At 38.4% G+C, this 19935-nt stretch carries 20 protein-coding genes; 18 read left to right on the forward strand and 2 right to left on the reverse strand.

What is annotated here, in order from left to right; all coding sequences use genetic code 11:
- Positions 1–1605, forward strand: a 1605-nt coding sequence (locus B4H39_RS02910; protein ID WP_286927488.1) for a hypothetical protein, incomplete at its 5' end; no start/stop codon positions are given.
- A gap of 65 nt (positions 1606–1670) precedes the next feature.
- Here the strand turns inward: B4H39_RS02910 and B4H39_RS02915 are convergent.
- Positions 1671–2174 carry a tRNA (cytidine(34)-2'-O)-methyltransferase gene (locus B4H39_RS02915; protein WP_251420554.1) on the reverse strand — a complete coding sequence of 168 codons (504 nt, stop codon included), beginning with the start codon at positions 2172–2174 and terminating at the stop codon, positions 1671–1673.
- 503 nt (positions 2175–2677) lie between these two features.
- Between B4H39_RS02915 and B4H39_RS02920 the strand changes: the two genes are divergently transcribed.
- The 11 genes from B4H39_RS02920 to radC all read left to right on the forward strand — a co-directional run bounded on the left by B4H39_RS02920 (position 2678) and on the right by radC (position 13236).
- Positions 2678–3193 carry a dihydrofolate reductase gene (locus tag B4H39_RS02920; protein ID WP_251420556.1) on the forward strand — a complete coding sequence of 172 codons (516 nt, stop codon included), beginning with the start codon at positions 2678–2680 and terminating at the stop codon, positions 3191–3193.
- A gap of 201 nt (positions 3194–3394) precedes the next feature.
- Positions 3395–4633 (forward strand): ATP-dependent Clp protease ATP-binding subunit ClpX, encoded by a 1239-nt coding sequence (gene clpX / locus B4H39_RS02925; RefSeq protein WP_251420558.1) that lies wholly within the window; start codon positions 3395–3397, stop codon positions 4631–4633.
- Positions 4634–4717: 84 nt separating this feature from the next.
- Positions 4718–5305: a ribosome biogenesis GTP-binding protein YihA/YsxC gene (gene yihA / locus B4H39_RS02930; RefSeq protein ID WP_251420559.1), complete on the forward strand. Its 588-nt coding sequence runs from the start codon at positions 4718–4720 to the stop codon at positions 5303–5305.
- Positions 5298–5645, forward strand: coding sequence for a dihydroneopterin aldolase (gene folB / locus B4H39_RS02935; protein WP_251420560.1), 348 nt, complete (start codon positions 5298–5300; stop codon positions 5643–5645). The genes yihA and folB overlap by 8 nt, the downstream gene beginning before the upstream one ends.
- 72 nt (positions 5646–5717) lie before the next feature.
- Positions 5718–6767 (forward strand): GTP cyclohydrolase I FolE, encoded by a 1050-nt coding sequence (gene folE, locus B4H39_RS02940; protein ID WP_202229450.1) that lies wholly within the window; start codon positions 5718–5720, stop codon positions 6765–6767.
- Position 6768: 1 nt separating this feature from the next.
- Positions 6769–7842, forward strand: a complete 1074-nt coding sequence (gene folP / locus B4H39_RS02945; protein WP_251420561.1) for a dihydropteroate synthase — start codon at positions 6769–6771, stop codon at positions 7840–7842.
- Complete coding sequence (locus B4H39_RS02950; protein ID WP_251420562.1) at positions 7842–8339, forward strand: NUDIX domain-containing protein; 498 nt, start codon at positions 7842–7844, stop codon at positions 8337–8339. The genes folP and B4H39_RS02950 overlap by 1 nt, the downstream gene beginning before the upstream one ends.
- The gene (locus B4H39_RS02955) at positions 8329–9621 is read left to right on the forward strand and encodes a bifunctional folylpolyglutamate synthase/dihydrofolate synthase (protein WP_286927489.1); all 1293 of its coding nucleotides are present in this window, start codon (positions 8329–8331) and stop codon (positions 9619–9621) included. Before B4H39_RS02950 ends, B4H39_RS02955 begins: the two co-directional genes overlap by 11 nt.
- A gap of 44 nt (positions 9622–9665) precedes the next feature.
- The gene (locus tag B4H39_RS02960) at positions 9666–10304 is read left to right on the forward strand and encodes a deoxynucleoside kinase (protein ID WP_251420564.1); all 639 of its coding nucleotides are present in this window, start codon (positions 9666–9668) and stop codon (positions 10302–10304) included.
- 151 nt (positions 10305–10455) lie between these two features.
- Positions 10456–12273 (forward strand): glutamine--fructose-6-phosphate transaminase (isomerizing), encoded by a 1818-nt coding sequence (glmS, locus tag B4H39_RS02965; protein ID WP_251420566.1) that lies wholly within the window; start codon positions 10456–10458, stop codon positions 12271–12273.
- 279 nt (positions 12274–12552) lie between these two features.
- On the forward strand, positions 12553–13236 hold the full coding sequence (gene radC / locus B4H39_RS02970; RefSeq protein ID WP_251420568.1) for a RadC family protein: 684 nt from the start codon (positions 12553–12555) through the stop codon (positions 13234–13236).
- Positions 13237–13455: 219 nt separating this feature from the next.
- Here the strand turns inward: radC and B4H39_RS02975 are convergent, their stop codons facing one another.
- Positions 13456–14109, reverse strand: coding sequence for a redox-sensing transcriptional repressor Rex (locus B4H39_RS02975; protein WP_202229466.1), 654 nt, complete (start codon positions 14107–14109; stop codon positions 13456–13458).
- 163 nt (positions 14110–14272) lie between these two features.
- Here B4H39_RS02975 and B4H39_RS02980 point away from each other — a divergent pair, with 163 nt between their 5' ends.
- The 6 genes from B4H39_RS02980 to B4H39_RS03005 all read left to right on the forward strand — a co-directional run bounded on the left by B4H39_RS02980 (position 14273) and on the right by B4H39_RS03005 (position 19855).
- Positions 14273–14944 carry a DnaD domain-containing protein gene (locus tag B4H39_RS02980; RefSeq protein WP_202229468.1) on the forward strand — a complete coding sequence of 224 codons (672 nt, stop codon included), beginning with the start codon at positions 14273–14275 and terminating at the stop codon, positions 14942–14944.
- A gap of 1 nt (position 14945) precedes the next feature.
- The gene (nth, locus tag B4H39_RS02985) at positions 14946–15590 is read left to right on the forward strand and encodes an endonuclease III (RefSeq protein ID WP_251420570.1); all 645 of its coding nucleotides are present in this window, start codon (positions 14946–14948) and stop codon (positions 15588–15590) included.
- Complete coding sequence (locus B4H39_RS02990; protein ID WP_251420572.1) at positions 15583–16260, forward strand: tRNA (adenine(22)-N(1))-methyltransferase; 678 nt, start codon at positions 15583–15585, stop codon at positions 16258–16260. Before nth ends, B4H39_RS02990 begins: the two co-directional genes overlap by 8 nt.
- The gene (locus tag B4H39_RS02995; RefSeq protein WP_251420574.1) at positions 16257–17027 is read left to right on the forward strand and encodes a Nif3-like dinuclear metal center hexameric protein; all 771 of its coding nucleotides are present in this window, start codon (positions 16257–16259) and stop codon (positions 17025–17027) included. The genes B4H39_RS02990 and B4H39_RS02995 overlap by 4 nt, the downstream gene beginning before the upstream one ends.
- Positions 17028–17096: 69 nt before the next feature.
- A complete protein-coding gene (rlmD, locus tag B4H39_RS03000) occupies positions 17097–18488 on the forward strand; it encodes a 23S rRNA (uracil(1939)-C(5))-methyltransferase RlmD (RefSeq protein ID WP_251420575.1) in 1392 nt (463 codons plus the stop codon).
- 521 nt (positions 18489–19009) lie between these two features.
- Positions 19010–19855: a PRD domain-containing protein gene (locus tag B4H39_RS03005; RefSeq protein ID WP_251420576.1), complete on the forward strand. Its 846-nt coding sequence runs from the start codon at positions 19010–19012 to the stop codon at positions 19853–19855.
- Positions 19856–19935: the final 80 nt, after the last annotated feature.

Here is a 19935-nt window from a genome sequence, read left to right on the forward strand (position 1 = left end):
AAAAAACGGCGGCAACTGCGCAATCTCGCACTTTTATCGCTCTTACTGCTCTTGGTAGGCGGCACCTTTGCCTTCCAAGCCTTCAACCAGCGGGCCATCAATGACCGGATACGGGAGAACTCGGTCGGTGGACGTACCCATGACTACTATAACCGGGATACTGAAAATAAAGATGTTTTCGTTGAAAACTTCGGTGATGTTGAAATCATGGTGCGCATCCGATTGTCTGAATTTATGGAAATTCGAAGAGGAGGGACAACAGATTTTGAACCTCTTGTACCAGGGACCACTCGTGGTGATGTAGACAGCTGGACAATCATGCGACCAGCTGCAAATGATTTAAATACTCGTGCAGGTGCCTCAGCAGCCTTCAATCGTTATTCCCGTCTGACCTTTGGTTGGGAACGAGCAGGACAAGATGCGCCATGGTTTATGCCAACCTTTAACCATGACAACGCAGACCTGATGACGGCAGCTGCAGGACATGCCCGTGACTGGATCACAAGTCCAGTCACAGATGGTGTAACAGACGGTGCCACTCATCCCGGTGACGGTACAGATGCTTACTGGTCATCGGGTGATGATTTTGACAATAGCGGCGGCACTTGGCCGGGAGAAACTGTCACCAACGATGCTGCACAAAACCTGCAACAAGACCGTGCCCCGATGACGATAGACCAGTGGTATGCCCTACCAGCTGCGGATAAAACAGGTAACTTTTGGGTGATAGATAGCCGGACGGGCTGGGCCTATTGGGCCAATACGCTCCAGTCAGGGCAGGCAACTTCTTACTTGATTGATGCGGCAGAGATGGCAGCAGCAGCTGGTAACATCCCGGGTCAATATTATTACGGTATTCATGTGGACAGTCAGCTGATCAGTTCAGATCAAAGCGAGGAGTTCTTGGTAAATCTTCCAAATGATAGTACTCATAGTAGTTATCTTAGTCTATTACTTCAAGAAATCACAAATAATGACGGCAATCCAGGCGTTTTTGAGGATGCACAGCCAGAGGCGTTTAACTTTAGTGCTATGAACCCAGGACGTGTTTTCACCATGGCAGGTGAACAATACCGTTATCTGGAGAACATGGGTTCTGGTAATCATATGATTATTCGGAATGGGGTAATAGACAATGCCTCTTGGAACGACCACGATATGGCGCTTGTCTCTTGGTATGACGGGCTTGATAGCGCAGTACAAGCTCTGGTTCAACCTGTTGCGAATAACTTTACAACAGGAACAGTTTTACCTAATAATGTCACCTTTGACGGTCCATTTGATCGCTGGATACCTAACAATCTGGACGATTTTCCAGAGGTTGCGGCCGATGTGACTCAGGTTGATACTAGCGGAACGCCTCGTGCCTTTTCTCTTTCCTTGGCTGATGTGACACGCTTATCAGGACCAGGACGTGCTTTTCCTAATCCTGGGGACCGTGTCGCACACGGTAATAATTGGTGGCATTTGCGTACACCTACAGGTGGCAACCGTATATGGATTGTTGATAGTCGTTGGTTTGGCAGTACACTAACTTCAACTGGTTTGGATCATCCTATAGGAGGAGGACCACGTCCCGCTCTCATCATCAACCAAGCAAATTAACTCATAAAAGATTACAAAAAAAGAGGTCGGAACAAATGTTCTGTCCTCTTTTGACATTGATAAACCTATTTCAACTTATACCTTTCATAAGTATGGCTAAGTTCTAGTCCTGCAAACCCCTGTTGCCGAAGCGCTTCATAGATAATCATGCAAGCGGCATTCGAAAGATTAAGACTGCGTACATGCGCATCATTCATCGGGATACGGATGCACTTTTCTGCATTTTCCCGCATGAAAGCCTCAGGTAAGCCTGTGTCTTCGCGACCAAAAATAAAATACAAATCCTCAGAAGTTTCTGAATAATCAATATCTGAATAAACATGATCAGCAAACTTACTGACCAAGTAAAGCTTCCCATCGATATGACTGAGAAAATCTTCAAGATTCTTATGATAAATGATATTTACCTTGTCCCAGTAGTCTAAACCTGCTCTTTTGAGATTTTTATCTGTAATTTCAAAACCAAATGGTTCAATCAAATGCAGGGTAGTATTTGTAGCAGCACATGTTCGGGCAATATTTCCTGTATTAAAGTGAATACGCGGTTCAAAAAGCACAATATGATTCATAATATTCTCCATTCACTGTATTAAGCGGGATTTTTACAAAAATAAAAACTAGGTAGCTCGGAGTATGGCCTCAGCGAGCAGCCTAGTTGGGGGACTAATTTGCTTTAATCATAACAGGGTTGATTGAAACAAATTAATTGATAAAAACATATTACCACATCTTTTAGGAAAAGTAAAGAAAATAATGCAAAATTTTTACACTTTTTCTGCAAAAGAAAAATTAGAGTAAAAAAAGGTGTTTTTTGATATAATGATAAAGGTAATTATATCCTTGACAACAGAAAAAATGCTGTTATCGAAACACGACAATAGTAACGCTCATGCGCAATATTTTATAACTGTTGATGAATGAAACATTTAAGCCATGTCTCATAGGACTTGCTGTATGTTACCGAGTGCCTTTAGGTACAAGGACGACAACGCATTAAAAAGAAAGGAACATCTTTGTTTTATAAGGATGGTTGGCTTTTCAAGGAGTAGAGAAAAGCAGGGGGTGAAGTAAAGTGATTTACGCAATCTGGGCAGAAGATGAAGCGAAGGCAATTGGTGTTGAGGGTCATTTACCTTGGCGCTTACCTGCTGAACTGGAACATTTTAAAAATACAACCTACCATCAAGCCATTTTGATGGGCCGAAAAACCTTTGAAGGTATGAACAAACGTGTGCTTCCGGGACGTATCAGCATCGTACTTACACGTGATACTTCCTATCCAAAAGAAGACAACGATAGAGTTCTTATCATGCATAGTGTTTCTGAAGTGTTGGAATGGTATAATAGCCAAGACCGTGATTTGTATATTATCGGTGGTGCGAAGATGTTCCTTCTTTTTGAAAAAAAAATATCTGCTTTATATAAAACTATTGTTCATGAGAAATTTACAGCGGATACATATTTTCCAGAAGACTTTGATTTTTCACAGTATGAAAAAATATCAGAGGACTATCGGGAAAAAGACGAAAAAAATATTTATGATTTTACGATTGAAAAATATGAGCGGAAGGAGAAGCACAGACCTTGACAAAATCAATTTTTGGCTTATTTACGGCTGTCCTGTGTGCAATATGCGTGATACTTGCGCTGCAATGCTTCCGTAAAAAGCGCTGGGGCTTAGGGGTAATATTCCTTCTTAATGCCTTTACTAACATAGTGAATTCCATTCATGCTTTTTATGGAACTTTATTTTCCTAAAAAATTTTAAAATTTAGAAGAAGAGATATACATGTCTAACGATATAAAAGAAAATAAAAATATCTATTGTTCATTCTGTGGCAAAAGCCAACCAGAGGTAAAGAAGCTTATTGCTGGTGTTGGTGTCTATATTTGTAACGAATGTGTTGAGTTATCAAGTCATTTGATTGAGGAAGAAATGCGAGAGGAGAATTCTCAGGACTTTGAAACTACTCCTGTAATGACCCCAAGAGAAATGCTGGACCATCTTAATGGTTATGTGATTGGTCAAGAGCACGCAAAACGTGCATTGGCCGTTGCCGTTTATAATCATTACAAGCGTATCAATTTTGCGCGTAAGGATGATGATGAAGTTGAACTCCAAAAGTCTAACATTCTTTTGATTGGACCAACAGGTTCAGGGAAAACTTTCCTAGCACAAACCTTGGCAAAATCACTGAATGTTCCCTTTGCTATTGCCGATGCAACGAGTTTGACTGAGGCGGGTTACGTTGGAGAAGATGTTGAAAATATTTTATTGAAACTTCTTCAAGCCAGTGATTTTAACATCGAACGTGCTGAACGCGGTATCATTTATATTGATGAAATTGATAAAATCGCTAAAAAATCTGAAAATGTTTCGATTACTCGTGATGTTTCGGGTGAAGGTGTTCAACAAGCTCTTTTAAAAATTATCGAAGGTACTGTAGCAAGTGTCCCTCCGCAAGGTGGACGTAAGCATCCCAACCAAGAAATGATTCAAATTGATACGAAAAACATCCTTTTTATTGTTGGAGGAGCTTTCGATGGTATTGAAGAAATTGTTAAACAACGTCTTGGTGAAAAAATCATCGGTTTCGGAACAAATAATAAAGCATTAGCAGATGACGAATCCTATATGCAAGAAATTATCGCAGAAGACATCCAGACCTTTGGCTTGATTCCTGAGTTTATTGGACGTTTACCTGTAGTCGCGGCTTTGGAACGTCTAACAGAATCTGACCTGATCCGTATTTTAACAGAACCCAAGAATGCCTTAATCAAGCAGTACAAGCAGTTATTAAGCTACGATAATGTTGAACTGGAATTTGAAGATGCAGCCTTGCATGCGATTGCTGAAAAAGCTATTGAACGCAAGACAGGTGCACGTGGGTTACGCTCAATCATTGAAGAAGTGATGATGGATATCATGTTTGAAGTTCCAAGTCATGATAACATTGAAAAAGTGATTATTACAGAGGCAGCTGTACGTGATAAAGCAGAAGCAGAAGTCATTTATATTGAAAAATAGAAAATCATGAGTGCTCATGGTTTTCTTGTTATGGTTTCAAAAAATGCTTAAGACAAACCTTGAAAGACACAGGGAAAGAGAATAATGAAAATAAATCCTAATAATTTAAAACTGACAATCTCAGCAGCCTCTGCCAAGCAATATCCAGATACGGATATACCAGAAATCGCGCTTGCAGGGCGTTCAAATGTTGGAAAATCAAGCTTTATAAATACCTTGCTCAACCGAAAGAACTTTGCACGAACTTCAAGTTCACCAGGAAAAACCCAGCTCCTTAATTTTTATAATGTTGACAGCAAAGTACACCTGGTTGATGTGCCAGGTTATGGCTATGCGCGTGTGTCTAAAAAGGAACGAGAAAAGTTTGGCAAAATGATTGAGGAGTACCTCACTACAGCGCCTAATCTGAAGGCTGTTCTTGCTCTTGTGGATTTGCGCCATGAACCATCAGAAGATGATAAACTGATGTACACTTTTTTAAAGTTCTATAATATTCCAGTTATTTTAGTTGCAACAAAGGCAGATAAGATTCCACGTGGAAAATGGAACAAGCATGTCTCAGTAATCAAAAAAGCTTTGAAGTTTGATAGTACAGATGATTTTGTTATCTTCTCGAGCTTTGACAAGACCGGAATTGACGAGGCTTGGACAGCCATTGAACAGTATGTATAAGATTAAGATTAATAACATGAAATTCTTTTCTCATATCGGTGTCTTGCCTGAAGAAAAGATATTAGGACAAAATTTAGAGATTGATTTGATTGTAACGACTAATTTTTCGTATTCTGGCTTGGACAGCTTAGATGAAACCTTGAGTTATGTTTCTTTTTATGAAAGTATCTCGGAAATCATTGCATCATCGCGTGCAGATTTGATTGAAAAATTAGCTTTTGACATTATTCAAGCCATCAAAGAAAATAAAAAAGTCGAAACGGTGGAAGTACATATCCGCAAGTTGGCCGTACCTATCGCAGGGATTTTTGACAATGTAGAAATTGAAATGATTGGTTAAACTACTATTTTTTGAAGTTAGAGTATTTATACAGAATAATTACGGCTTTCTAAGGGGGAAAGCAGGAAAGTGATGCAAACGGTTTATTTGAGTTTAGGAAGTAACATTGGGGATAAGCAAGCATATCTACAAGAGGCGGTGAACCTCTTAGGGCAAAACTCAGCTATCTTGATAGAAAAAAAGTCAAAAGTTTACCAAACTTCACCTGTCGGCGGTGTTCCACAAGATGATTTTGTCAATATAGCTTTGAAGCTTTCAACAACTTTGGAGGCGGAAACTTTACTTGAAGTTATTCATGATATTGAAGGCAAGCTTAACCGTGTACGTGCAGTTCATTGGGGGCCACGAACTATCGATATTGATATTTTATTTTATGGCACTGAAAAGTTTCGAGAGGAGCATTTGACTATTCCTCATAAAGAACTGTTCAATCGTCTTTTTGTTTTGATTCCTCTCATGGACATTTTAGAGGAGGGCTTTGAATATGAAACCCAAGTCAAACAGGCTATCTCTAATCTTGAAGGGAAAGGGCAAAAAATAATAGAAATTCCTGAAGAAAAAACAGCGCGCAAACGTATCGAAAATGCTGTCCGAGATATTTTAACGGCTGTGGGTGAAAATCCAGAACGTGAAGGGCTTCTCGAAACACCAGAACGTGTTGCTAAGATGTACGAAGAAATCCTTTCTTCCCAAAAATTAACAGCCTTTGAAGAATACAAGTTATTTAAGATTGAAGCGACAGAACAAGATCAAACCATCTTGATTAAAGACATTCCGTTTTATTCTATGTGTGAGCACCATATGTTGCCTTTTTTTGGCACAGCAAATGTTGCCTACATTCCGAAAGACGGTAATATTATTGGTCTAAGTAAAATCCCGCGTTTGATTAACTATGTTTCACGTAAGCTTTCTGTCCAAGAAAATATCACCAGAGACATTGCAGAAATTTTGAATGATATTTTACAGCCTAAAGGTGTAGCAGTAGTTGTCGAAGCACGTCATATGTGCATCGAGATGCGTGGTGTTAAAAAAGGAAATTCTCAGACGAGAACTTCATTTTTCTTAGGGGAATTTGAAGAAAATAGAGAAACGAGACTGGAGTTTTTAGAAAGCCTAACTTAAAATGAAGATTATTGAACAAAATACAGATTCCTTTTCCTTAAAACATATTGTGGTTAAGTTCACTGACTGCAATAGTCAAGAGCTGACAAGCCTAAACGATATTTTGTTTCGTCTCGGATCAAAAACCTTGCTTGATGGTCGAGATATGTTGGTTTTTTTTACGATTTATCAGCTTTCTGACTTCATTCAAGTCTGGCCTTTTCCGCAGGGGAAAGCGATTCTAGAAACAATTTTTAAGCGGCATAAGATTATCTGGTCAGGAAAGAATTTTTCTTTTGACTTGACTTTAGATCCTATTGTTTATGGTATTGTCAATGTGACGCCAGATTCTTTTTACGATGGGGCAAAAGAGAATCTGACGTTAGACTATATCTTGCGCCGTGTTGAGCAAGATTTGCAAAACGGAGCGCATGTTGTTGAACTGGGAGGAAAATCCTCTCGTCCTGGCTATGTCGACATTTCTCCAGAAGAAGAGTGGCAACGTTTGGCGGAACCTTTGAAAAATATTCGTAGAGCATTTCCCGAAGCTGTTATTGCCATTGATACGGATGAAGCTTATGTCATGCAACGTGTACTTGATGAAGGAGCAGATATCATCAATGACATAGATGGTTTTGATACACCTGAAAAATTGTTGCTCATACAAGAATATCAACCTGCTTTAGTTGTGATGAATAATGGTCGAGCAGGCTTACATTATGCGGACAATGTCTATCAAGAATTGCCTGCATATTTTGCCGATAAGCAAAAAGAACTTAAGGAGTTGGGAATTGCCAGCACTCAGATTTGTATTGATCCTGGTGTAGGTTTTTCTGGTGGTGCAACAGGTGTGGATTCCTTACAGAGGTTGAAAACGACTGAATTATTGACAAAACTGGGTTTACCTGTGATGATAGCAATATCCCGAAAATCCTTCATGAGCAACCTTTTAAACATGGAAGTTGATGAACGTCTCATCTCAACTTTGATTCTCGAAAGTCAAATGATGATGGATGGTGGACGTGTTTTACGGGTGCATGATGTTGAAGCAACGCATCGCTTAATAGAAAATTTTAAAATTTACCAAAAATACTGATGTACAATGAGTTGATACATGAGATTTCCTCTTTGGGAAATTCAAAAAAAATCCAAAAGATAAAAGAGCTTTTGAGAAACGGTAAAGATTTAAAAGGGAAGAAAAATCCATCCTTGCAGCTTTCGGCATCAGCTCTTGTTTTTGAGGGAGAAAAGCTATACTTTATCGAACATCCCTATCAAAAAGAACTCTTACTTCCGGCAGGACATGTGGAAGAAGGAGAGAGTCCTAAAGAAGCTGCCTTACGCGAATTTCACGAGGAAACGGGACTCGTAGCAAAAAATGGGCATCTTATAGATGTGAATATCATAGAAATTCCGTTTAATTCTGTGAAAAATGAAAAGGCGCATCAACATATTGATTTTCGTTACACATTTGAACTCACAAACGGTCTGACAAGGCGCTCTGAATTACCTGTTTTTTTACTTTCTAAAGCCGAAGCACCTGAGGAATTCCAAAAATATTTTGAAGAGAAAAGAGAAGGACATGAATATTGATCAAGAATTAGAATGGATTCACAGTAGACTTAAATTTAATATTCGTCCTGGTTTAACTCGGGTAGAAGCCTTGCTGAAACTACTTGGGAATCCTGAAAGGGATTTATCCATGCTGCACATTGCTGGAACAAATGGTAAAGGTTCAACAGTTGCTTTTACAAGGAGTATTTTACGTCAGCTTGGTCTCACAGTAGCCACCTTTACAAGTCCATTCATTGAGTCCTTTGGTGAGCGTATGGCTATTAATGAACGACCTATTCCCGATGAGAAACTTATTTTCTATGTGGAGCAGGTAAAGCCTTTAGTTGAACAGCTCGATGCGGATGAACGATTTGCAGGTATTACTGAGTTTGAGATTATTACAGCTGTAGCGCTGCGCTATTTTGCAGATGAAAAAGTTGATGTAGCTCTGATCGAGGTCGGCTTGGGTGGTTTGCTGGACAGTACGAATGTGATCCAGCCTGTAGCAAGTGCGATAACAACCATTGGTTTGGATCACATGGATATACTGGGTTCTACCTTAGAGGAAATAGCTGCACAAAAGGCGGGAATTATTAAACCGCATACGCCTTTAGTGAGTGGAAGAATCTCTGCTGAAGCACTAAAGGTTATTCAGCAAACAGCTGAAAAAAAGCAGGCAAAGCATTATCAATTTGGTGTAGATTATCAAGTTGAAGTGCTTGAAGATGAGTACTTTAACTATAGGGATGACCATTTTGAATTAACCTACCTAGAAAAATCTTTATTAGGGGTTCATCAGGTAGACAATGCAGCACTGGCAATCAAACTTTCTTTGATTTATGCTGAAAAAATGAAATTATCACTTTCAGAAAATGCTATCAGAAAAGGTCTGCAAGCCACTTTTTGGCCTGCACGAATGGAGCAAATAAGTCATAGGCCTTTGATTATACTTGACGGCGCGCATAATGTACATGCTATGCATCGTCTTTTAGAAAATTTGAAAACAGAATTTTCAGGTCGGAAAATTATCATCCTCTTTTCAGCTATCGTCACAAAAGATATTACAGAGATGATTAAAATGCTCCAAAGCGTTGATAATTCTCGGCTTATATTAACAACTTTTGATTATCCAAAAGCATTAAAATTAGAAGAGTTCACTTATCTTGAACGAGATAATGTGGAACTGGTTGAAAATTGGAAAGACGAATATCATGTCTTAAAAGACATGTTAAAAGAAGATGATGTTCTTTTAATGACAGGTTCCTTATACTTTATGGCTCAAATCAGAGAGTATTTACTGGAACAAAAAAATAAACAATAAAAATGAAGACAGTCCTGCTTTGGACTTTATAGGAGAATAAAACTTTGATTGTTTTAGCAGGAACAATAGGTGCGGGAAAGTCAAGCTTGGCTAAAGCTTTGGGAAAACATTTGGGAACAGATGTATATTATGAAGCGGTAGATAATAATCCTGTTCTTGACTTATATTATCAAGACCCTAGAAAATATGCTTTTTTGCTGCAAATTTATTTTTTAAACAAACGTTTCGAATCAATCAAAATGGCTTATGATCAGGAAAATAACGTTCTTGACCGTTCGATATTTGAAGACGAACTTTTTTTAACACTAAATTATAAAAATGGTAATGTCACAAAAACAGAACTAGAAATCTACCAAAATTTGCTCAGTAATATGCTAGAAGAGATAGAAGGAATGCCTAAAAAACGTCCTGATTTACTTGTTTATATTGACGTGAGCTTTGAAACAATGCTTTCAAGAATCACTCAACGGGGGCGAAGTTTTGAACAAGTAGAGAAACAGCCAGAGCTGAAAGCTTATTACCAACAGGTGCATGAGGAATACCCAATATGGTATAAAAACTATAACGTTTCACCTAAAATGCGTATTGATGGTGATTTATTTGACTTCGTCAACAATGAAGAAGACTTAGAAAAGGTACTCGCACAGGTGGACAAAGAATTAGTCAAGTTGCAATTAAAGTAAATCGAAAGATTTATTTTTTTGCTTATAATCAACTATACCAATTAAAGATTTATTATTCTTGACAAATGCAAAACATTGTATTATCATTTTTTTATTGACGAAAAAATAAAGAAAAAGTAGCTATACCAATTTAGCTAATGGAGAGATTAATATGTGTGGTATTGTAGGTGTTGTTGGAAACCGTAATGCAACGGACATTCTGTTGCAAGGTCTTGAAAAACTTGAATATCGTGGTTATGATTCAGCAGGAATTTTTGTGACCGATGATTCTGGAAAAGCTAACCTTGTAAAATCAGTCGGTCGCATTGCAGACTTAGAAGCAAAAACAGGGGACAACGTTACTGGAACAGCGGGGATTGGTCATACACGTTGGGCTACACATGGTAAACCGACCGAAGATAATGCACATCCTCATACTTCCACTTCAGGACGTTTCGTTTTGGTACACAATGGAGTGATTGAGAATTTCTCAGAGATTAGAGAAGAATACCTTGCAAATGATACATTTAAGGGACAAACAGATACAGAAGTTGCCGTACACCTCATCGCTAAATTTGCGGAAGAAGATGGACTTTCTGTACTTGAAGCATTTAAAAAAGCCTTGTCTATTATTGAAGGCTCGTATGCTTTTGCTCTCATGGATGCAGAAGATGCTGATGTAATCTATGTTGCGAAAAACAAATCTCCTTTACTTATCGGTCTAGGAAAAGGCTATAACATGGTGTGCTCTGATGCAATGGCCATGATTCGTGAAACATCTGAATTTATGGAAATTCATGATAAAGAGCTCGTTATCTTGACTAAAGATAAGGCAGAGGTAATGGATTACGAAGGAAATACAGTAGAGCGTCAAAGCTATACAGCGGAACTTGACCTTTCAGATATTGGTAAAGGAACATATCCTTACTATATGCTCAAAGAAATTGATGAGCAACCAAGCGTGATGCGTAAACTCGTTTCTACTTATACGAATCAAGATGGAAAAGTTACTGTTGATGCAGACATTGTAAAAGCAGTTCAAGCAGCGGACCGCATCTACATCATCGCAGCTGGAACATCACTTCATGCAGGCTATGCTTCTAAACAAATCCTTGAAGAGCTGACAAATACACCGGTTGAACTTGGCCTTGCTTCTGAATGGGGTTATGGTATGCCATTATTGAGTGAAAATCCTTTGTTTATCTTCCTTTCACAATCAGGTGAAACAGCGGATAGTCGTCAAGTACTTGTAAAAGTAAATGAACTGGGTCATCCAAGCTTGACTGTAACAAATGTACCTGGCTCAACATTATCACGTGAAGCAACATACACAATGTTGATTGGTGCTGGACCTGAAATTTCAGTTGCTTCAACGAAAGCTTACACAGGGCAGATTGCAACTTTAGCTTTCTTAGCTAAGGCTGTAGGTGACGCCGACCAAAATCTTAAGGCGCTTGATTTCGATTTAGTCAAGGAAATTTCACTCGTTGCTCAATCTATCGAGTCCACGCTTTCAGAGAAAGAAATGATTTCAGACCTAGTAGCAAAACTGTTGCCAGAAGCGCGAAATGCTTTCTATATTGGTCGTAAACAAGATTACTTTGTTTCTATGGAAGCTAGCTTGAAACTAAAAGAAATTTCATATATCCAATGTGAGGGCTTTGCTGCTGGAGAACTTAAACATGGGACAATTTCTTTGATTGAAAATGGTACACCTGTGATTGCGCTGATTTCAAATAATGAAGAAGTTGCAGCACACACACGAGGAAATGTCATGGAAACAGTGGCACGTGGTGCATCAGCGATTACGATTGTAGAAGAAGCTGTAGCACGTGAAGATGATGATATTGTCATCAATAATGTTCACCCTTATCTTTCAGCTATTTCAATGGTTGTACCGACACAATTGATTGCTTACTATGCAACAGTACAACGTGGTCTTGACGTAGACAAACCACGTAATCTTGCTAAAGCCGTAACTGTTGAATAAGAAATTAATATTCTTAAGCGGCTAAGGTCTCAATAGTCAAACAGAAAAATGCTCAAGATGATGGCTTTCTATGCCACATTGAGCATTTTCTGTTTTTTTTTAGTTTTTTCTTCCCAGCGTATCTGTAATTATGGTTTCTTGAGGTTGTTTCTTAGTGTTTGGGACAAGTTAAAGAGTGAAGGGACAAACCTAGGGATTTATGGAGAAAATCCAAGTTCTGTGATAAAAGAAAAGGTGAATTTCAAGCGTTTTTTACGTACAGGTATATAAGGAGAAGACATGTATCAAGTAAGAGAAGATAATTATCCTATGAAACCCCGTGAACGTCTATTAGCTTTTGGCTCTGAAAAGCTGAATGAACAGGAACTTTTAGCTATTTTATTGAGAACAGGTAGTAAAAAAGAAAATGTCATGGAACTTGCAGCTCGTGTGCTGAGTGTTTTTGACAATTTAGAGGAGTTTCGCCGTGCTTCAGTGGGAGAGCTAAAGGAAATATCAGGTATAGGTCAAGTAAAAGCAGTTGAAATAAGAGCCATGATTGAGCTTGGAAAGAGGATTCATACAACACAAAGAAAGCGCTATGGGCAAGTGATGGGGTCTCAACAACTGGGGATGAGTTTGGTAGATGAGATGGCTTCTTTTGATCAGGAAAATTTAGTTGCTATTTACTTGGACAGTCAAAACCGTATCATTCAGAAAAAAACGATTTTCATCGGAGCAGTCAACCATTCAATTGCTCATCCACGTGAGATCTTGCATTATGCAATTAGAAATCTTGCTGTCGGAATTATTATTGCACATAATCACCCTTCAGGTATAACTCAGCCAAGTCCGCAGGATAAAGTCTTTACCAAGAAAATTAAGGAGGTTTGCGAAAACTTAGGCATTCATTTTTTAGACCACATTATTACAGGACACAATACCTATCTCAGCTTCAGAGAAGAGGGTCTATTGGACCATTAAAAAATATAGAGACAGAGTGTAAGACTACTGAAAAACTTATATTGTTTTGCTTAAATACAAGAACTTGTCGTATAAAAAAGTCGGGAAAAATGAATTTCCCGACTTTTTCAGCAGTTTATTCAAGTGCTGCTGTATTTTTTAAGTGATGTTTTGTGCATTGATACCCTCACACTTCAAGCAGTTCGGACAAACAAGCCATCTAGAAATTATCTGAGCTTTTTATTTGATATCCTTATGTGACATGAAGAACAAGAGGGTTTGAAGTTCTTTGGTTAAGTCAATAGATTGTACTACGACATCATCTGGTACATGCAGGCGTAAAGGTGAGAAATTAAGAATACCTTTGATTCCGGACTCTACTAAGATATCTGCAACTTCTTGAGCATTTTCTTTATTTACAGAAATAATCGCTGTTTTGATTTTTGAGTTTTTGACATGTTTTGAGAAATCTGCAATATCGTAGATAGGAACACCTGTAGCGCTCGTTGTACCTACGAGTGGATTTTCTGGTACATCATAAGCTTGGGTAACACGCATCTTATTGCGATTTTGGAATTGGTAGTTAATCAAGGCCCGTCCAAGATTGCCGACTCCTACAAGGGCAATATGGGTTTCACGGTCTTGTCCAAGTAGTTCTCCAAAAAAGTCACGCAAAGCACGTGTTTCATAGCCATAACCTCGCCGTCCCAGTTCACCAAAAAGTGAAAAATCTCGCCGAATCGTTGCTGCATCTACACCAATTTTTTCAGAAATAAGCTGCGAGTTTGTGCGCGTCACTTGTTCATCAACTAAAAGTTTGAACAAACGGTAGTATTGAGGCAAACGTTTTGCAGTTGCCTTAGGTAGTTGTTTATTAACTTGGGAGCCAGCCATGTTATCTCCTTTACATAGTCTTTGTGAATATTTTACTTTTTTTAGGATAAATTGTCAAACAATTCTTTCTGGATAATGCGAATTATTTTATAGTTCCCTTTTTATCCATGCTTGTCTCATAGAAGAAAAGGAAGAAAACAATGAAATGTGATAAAATAATAGCATGACCTACTATGAAAACTATATGGCTGGACACATCATACTTCCTCATGCTATGTTGGAGCATTTTGCTCAACTTTTCCCCTCAGCGGGGGACTTTTTGGTTTGGCTTTATCTGTATGAAAATCGTGACAGTGCGCCCAGTGAAATTGCTACAAAGATAGGAAAGAAACTTTCAGATGTTAACCACAGTATTGATAATTTGCAAGATTTTGGTTCTTTGAAAGTTACCTTATTGGAAATTTCAGGGGATGTAGAAACGATTTTTGATGTTACTCCTGCACTTAAAAAGCTGGATCAATTGGAAGGATTGACACCAAAAATTCAAGCAGAAGATACTTCTAATATACAAAACACGGGGCAACTTCAAGATTTAGTTAATATTTTTGAAGCAGAGATGGGTATGATTACACCAATGCAAAGTGAAGAACTGCGCAGCCTGCTTTTTGAAGATAATTATGATGCAGAGTTGATTAAACTTGCTCTTCGTGAAGCAGTCATTAATCGAAAAGTTTCGCTCAACTATATCAAAGCGATTTTGCGAAACTGGCGTAACGAAGGCTTAATGAGTACACAAGCTATTGAGCAGCGTAAAGCAGAGCGTGTAGAAGCTACACAGAACCAAAAAAATACAGATTTTTATATCCCAATGGATGGTCCTTGGAACGGAAAATAATATGCTAAGTAAGAAAAAATTTTTAGAAGCTTTAGATATCATTGTAAACATGTTTCCGGAAGCACACGGAGAGCTGGAGTGGGAAACACCTTTTCAACTTTTGATTGCAACTATCTTATCTGCACAAGCCACAGATAAGGGCGTAAATAAGGCGACACCAGGTCTTTTTGCGAAGTATCCTGACCCTAAAAGTTTGGCACAGGCAGACATTTCAGACGTTGAACAATGTATCCGAACAATTGGACTTTACAAAACGAAAGCGAAAAACATTGTAAAGACTTCTCAGATGCTGGTAGAAAACTTTAATAGCGAACTGCCAAAAGATAAAAAATTATTACAAACCTTGCCTGGTGTTGGCCGAAAAACAGCAAACGTCGTTCTGGGAGAAACTTATGGTATACCTGGAATTGCTGTTGATACCCATGTAGAACGGATTTCAAAGCGTTTAGATATCGTGTCACAGAAAGCCTCCGTTTTGGAAGTCGAAGAAAAGTTGATGAAGCTCATTCCTGAGGAACGCTGGGTGGAAAGTCATCATCACCTCATCTTTTTTGGACGTTATCATTGTACGGCGCGCGCACCAAAGTGTGAAGAATGTCCTGTCCTTGAATACTGTAAATTTGGAAAGAGAAACTTGAATGACTGAAGTAAAACTCTCAAAACGTCTACAAGCTGTTGCTGATCTCGTTAAATCTGACAGCCGTCTTTTGGATGTAGGCAGTGATCATGCTTATCTCCCAACCTATTTGATTCAGCAAAAAAAGATTGATTTTGCAATCGCAGGCGAAGTGGTTAAAGGCCCATTTCAGATTGCTAAAAATCATGTGTCTGAGCAGAACTTGCAAGATAAGATAGAGGTCAGATTAGCCAATGGTTTGGCTGCCTTTGAAGAAAGCGATGCTATCTCAAGTATCGTGATTGCGGGTATGGGTGGACTTTTAATTTCGGAAATCCTTGAAGAGGGTAAAGATAAATTGAGTCAAGTGGAGCAACTTATCTTGCAGCCCAATAATCATGAAGAAAGTCTTCGTTCGTGGCTTGTCGCGCATGATTTTGTAATTTCGTCAGAAAAGATTCTTCTTGAAGCAGGAAAAATCTATGAAATTATTGTGGCAGAGCATGGCACATCTGAGCTGAATGAAACAGAGCTTGAGTTTGGACCTTATCTTTCGCAAGAAAAATCAGAGGTCTTCCGTAAAAAATGGAATAAAGAGCTCAGTACTTTAAAGAAAATACTTGAACGACTTCCTGAAAACCATGAGAAACGCGCAGCTGTTCAAGCTAAAAAAGAAAAGATAGAAGGAGTCCTACAATGAAAATCAGAGATTTCATGGCCTTGTACGAAGAGTTTTGCTCGAAAGATTTAGCGGTTGAAGGAGATCCTGTAGGTTTACAGATTGGTTCACTTGATGCTCCGGTAAAAAAAGTTTTAGTTACTTTGGATATTCGAGAACAAACTGTTTTGGAAGCTATTGAAAAAGACGTGGATTTGATTTTAGCGAAACATCCTGTCATTTTCCGTCCCTTAGCGAATTTGACAGATGCGGACAGTCAGGAAAAGATAGTCCTTGACTTGGCGAAAGCCGGTATTGCTGTTTATACAAGTCACACCAATATTGATGTTGTTGATGGGGGACTTAATGATTGGTTCTGTGAGCTTTTAGAGATTAAGGATACAGAAATTTTATCCGAAGAAGGTTTGGGTCGTGTAGGTAATATTGAGCCGATGAGTTTGGCGGACTTTTCAGAGAAAATGAAAAAAACTTTTGCTTTAGACTATTTGCGTTTGGTGACTTATGACCGCTCATTAAGCCAGATGATTAAGCGTGTCGCTATTTGTGGTGGAAGCGGCGGTAAATTTTGGACAGAGGCTCAAGCTAAAGGTGCGGATCTTTACATTACAGGTGATATCTATTACCATGTTGGACATGACCAACTTTCGCAAGGGCTTGTCGGACTTGATCCCGGACATTACTTGGAGCATCTCTTTGTTCCAAAAGTTGCTGAAAAATTAGCCAGTTTTGCCACAGATGTTGAAATAATAGAAAGTAAAGTGAATACAAATCCTTTCTTTGATATTTAGCAAGTTAACAAAAAGCTTACTGTAATCAATTTCCGTGAAGTTGTTAAGGTGCTTGTCATTTAAACATCATTGGACTTTATCAAGCGGGTATGCTATCATGAAATCATGAAAAAATTCCAGAAAAATGAAATTATCCAAGGAAAAGTCGTTGACTTGACACACGAAGGACAAGGAGTTATCAAAGTAGATAACTTCCCTTTTTTTGTTGAAAATGCTTTACCTGCTGAAGAGATAAAAATGAAGGTTCTAAAAGTCGGGAAAAATTTTGGCTTTGGAAAGGTAGAAGAATGGCTCAGCCAATCTCCAGATCGTGTGCAGGATGTGAATGTGACCTATTTGCGCACAGGAATCGCTGACTTTGGTCATATGGCTTATCCTGCGCAGCTTCATTTTAAACGCCAACAGGTTGTCGATGTGCTTCGTAAAAATGCACATAAGCCAGATTTTCCGGTCCTCGAAACCTTAGGTGCAGAACAGGAAAGTCAATATCGCAATAAAGCGCAAGTACCTGTCCGTAGTGTGAAAGGACGGACAGAAACAGGATTTTTCCGTAAGAATTCTCACGATTTAGTTCCGATTCGTGATTTTTATATTCAAAATCCAGAAATTGATGACTTGGTTAATCAGGTGCGTGAGAGTTTAATACTGCTTAACATTCAACCCTATGATGAGAAAGCAAAGCGAGGTATTGTACGTAATATCGTGATTCGTCGAGGTTTCCATAGCGGTCAAATCATGCTCATCTTGGTTGTGACCGATGCTCAATTTGCTGGACTTTCTGAACTTATTACCGAATACGGTGATAAGGTTGACTCCTTCCAGCTTAGCATTAACAAGTCGACAGGAAATGCTATTTTTGGCTCGGAGTTCAAACTTCTGTCAGGTAAAGATTACATCACGGATAGCATGCTGGGTAAGGAATTTCAAATCTCAGCACGGGCTTTCTATCAAGTCAATACAGCACAAGCAGAGAAGCTTTATCAGTTGGCCTATGATTTCGCAGAGCTGAAAGCAGATGATGTTGTCATTGACGCGTATTCCGGTATCGGCACCATTGGACTTGGAATGGCGGACAAAGTCGCACAAGTCTACGGTATGGAAGTTATACCTGAAGCAGTTGAAAATGCCAAGGTCAATGCAGCTCTTAATGGTATCACAAATGCGCATTATGAAGTGGGTCCAGCAGAAGAAGTGATGCCCCGATGGTTGCAAGAGGGGATTCAGCCTGATCTTATCTTTGTTGACCCACCACGTAAGGGGTTAGATGAAAGCTTTATCAAAGCGGCAACAGCAACACAAGCACGCACTATCATCTATATTTCATGCAATCCAGCGACATTTGCACGTGATGTCGTGCACTTTGAAGAAGAAGGCTATCTTTTGGAAAAAGTGCAGCCGGTTGATCTCTTTCCGCAGACGAAGCATGTTGAGACAGTTGCGTTGTTTACAAGGAAGAAATAGATTAGGGCTGTAAAAGGCTTGGTATCAAAGGATTTTTTTGAGCCAAAGGTCTTGGAAATAACTTTAGAGAAGCTAAAAAAAAGAGAAGAAAACTACTGAAAAAAACATTGAGATATATAATACCAGTATATTAAGCGATTTGATGTTGTTTAAAAAACATAAAATAACATCAAAAATTTTTCACTACTAATTAAAAATAGATTGCAAATTTAATCAAATTTTCGTCTTCTGAATAATAACCTCAAAAAAAGACGCACACACTATTGACAATTTTATTGGAATATGGTATCATTGTTCTTAAATTAAAACGGTTTTTTTACTGGATTCGTTACTGTTCGGCAGGCAAGACCAGAATAAGTGCAAATAGTTTTTTACTACTTGTCCTTATTCTGGTTTTTATTTTTTAAAGAAACTGTAAAGAAATGAAAGGAGTGTGCTTCTTGATTAAATACATCACAAAGGGAAAGCTAAGCAATATGTTTTAAAATGTTCTGATTTGATTCAGGTTTGGAGGTGAGATCTTGATTGTAGAAAAGAGGATCAACAATAATGTAGCATTAGCGAGAAAAAATGGACAACAATTGATTGTAATGGGAAAAGGTGTTGGCTTTGGGAAACATTCAGGTGATCAGATTGCGGAGGATCAGGTGGAAAAGACTTTTTATTCTGAAGGTAGCTTAAATCTAGAACAAATGGCATCATTAATCACGGATGCTAGTGGAGCAGATATCGAAGCAGTAGATGGAATCATTCGTTATGGACAGGTTCAAATTAAGGAAAGTTTGAATCCGAATATCTTCTTTACGTTACTTGATCATATTTGTTTTTCACTACAACGCTATGAAAAACAAATGGATATTTCTAATCCGCTTGACTGGGAAATTAAAAAGTTTTATCCTCTTGAATATGGGATTGGAAAATTTGCGGTTACGTTAATACGTGAACAGTTAAAAGTGAATATTTCTGATGCGGAAGCCTCTTTCATTGCACTCCATTTTGTTAATGCACAAATTGAGTCATCGGTACATCATGAGGGTGTTCAAATGGTTGAGATGACCAATGATATTTTACAACTTGTTAGATACCAGTTAAACTGTGATTATGATGAAGATTCTTGGTATTTTCAACGTTTTATTACGCATCTCCGCTATTATCTAATGCGTCAAAAAAATGGTGTCATACAAGAAAATGGAGACCAAAATGAGTTGGTTAACATGGTATTCTCTCGCTTCAATAAAGAAAAGAATTGTGTCGATTTGATTGACTATTATTTACAAGAAAAGCAAGGCTGGCACACATCGAATATTGAAAAAATGTATTTGATTTTACATCTTCGCAATTTAGTTGAAAAAAAGAACAGATCATAAAGGATTCGTTACAGTTAGGCTGGCAAGACCTTGATCATTTGGCAATAAAATAGGAACTTGATAGGTGAGTTTCATTATTT

Source organism: Lactococcus sp. UBA7128 (genome assembly GCF_002492185.1).
In the GTDB taxonomy this organism is placed as follows: Bacteria; Bacillota; Bacilli; order Lactobacillales; family Streptococcaceae; genus Lactococcus; species Lactococcus muris.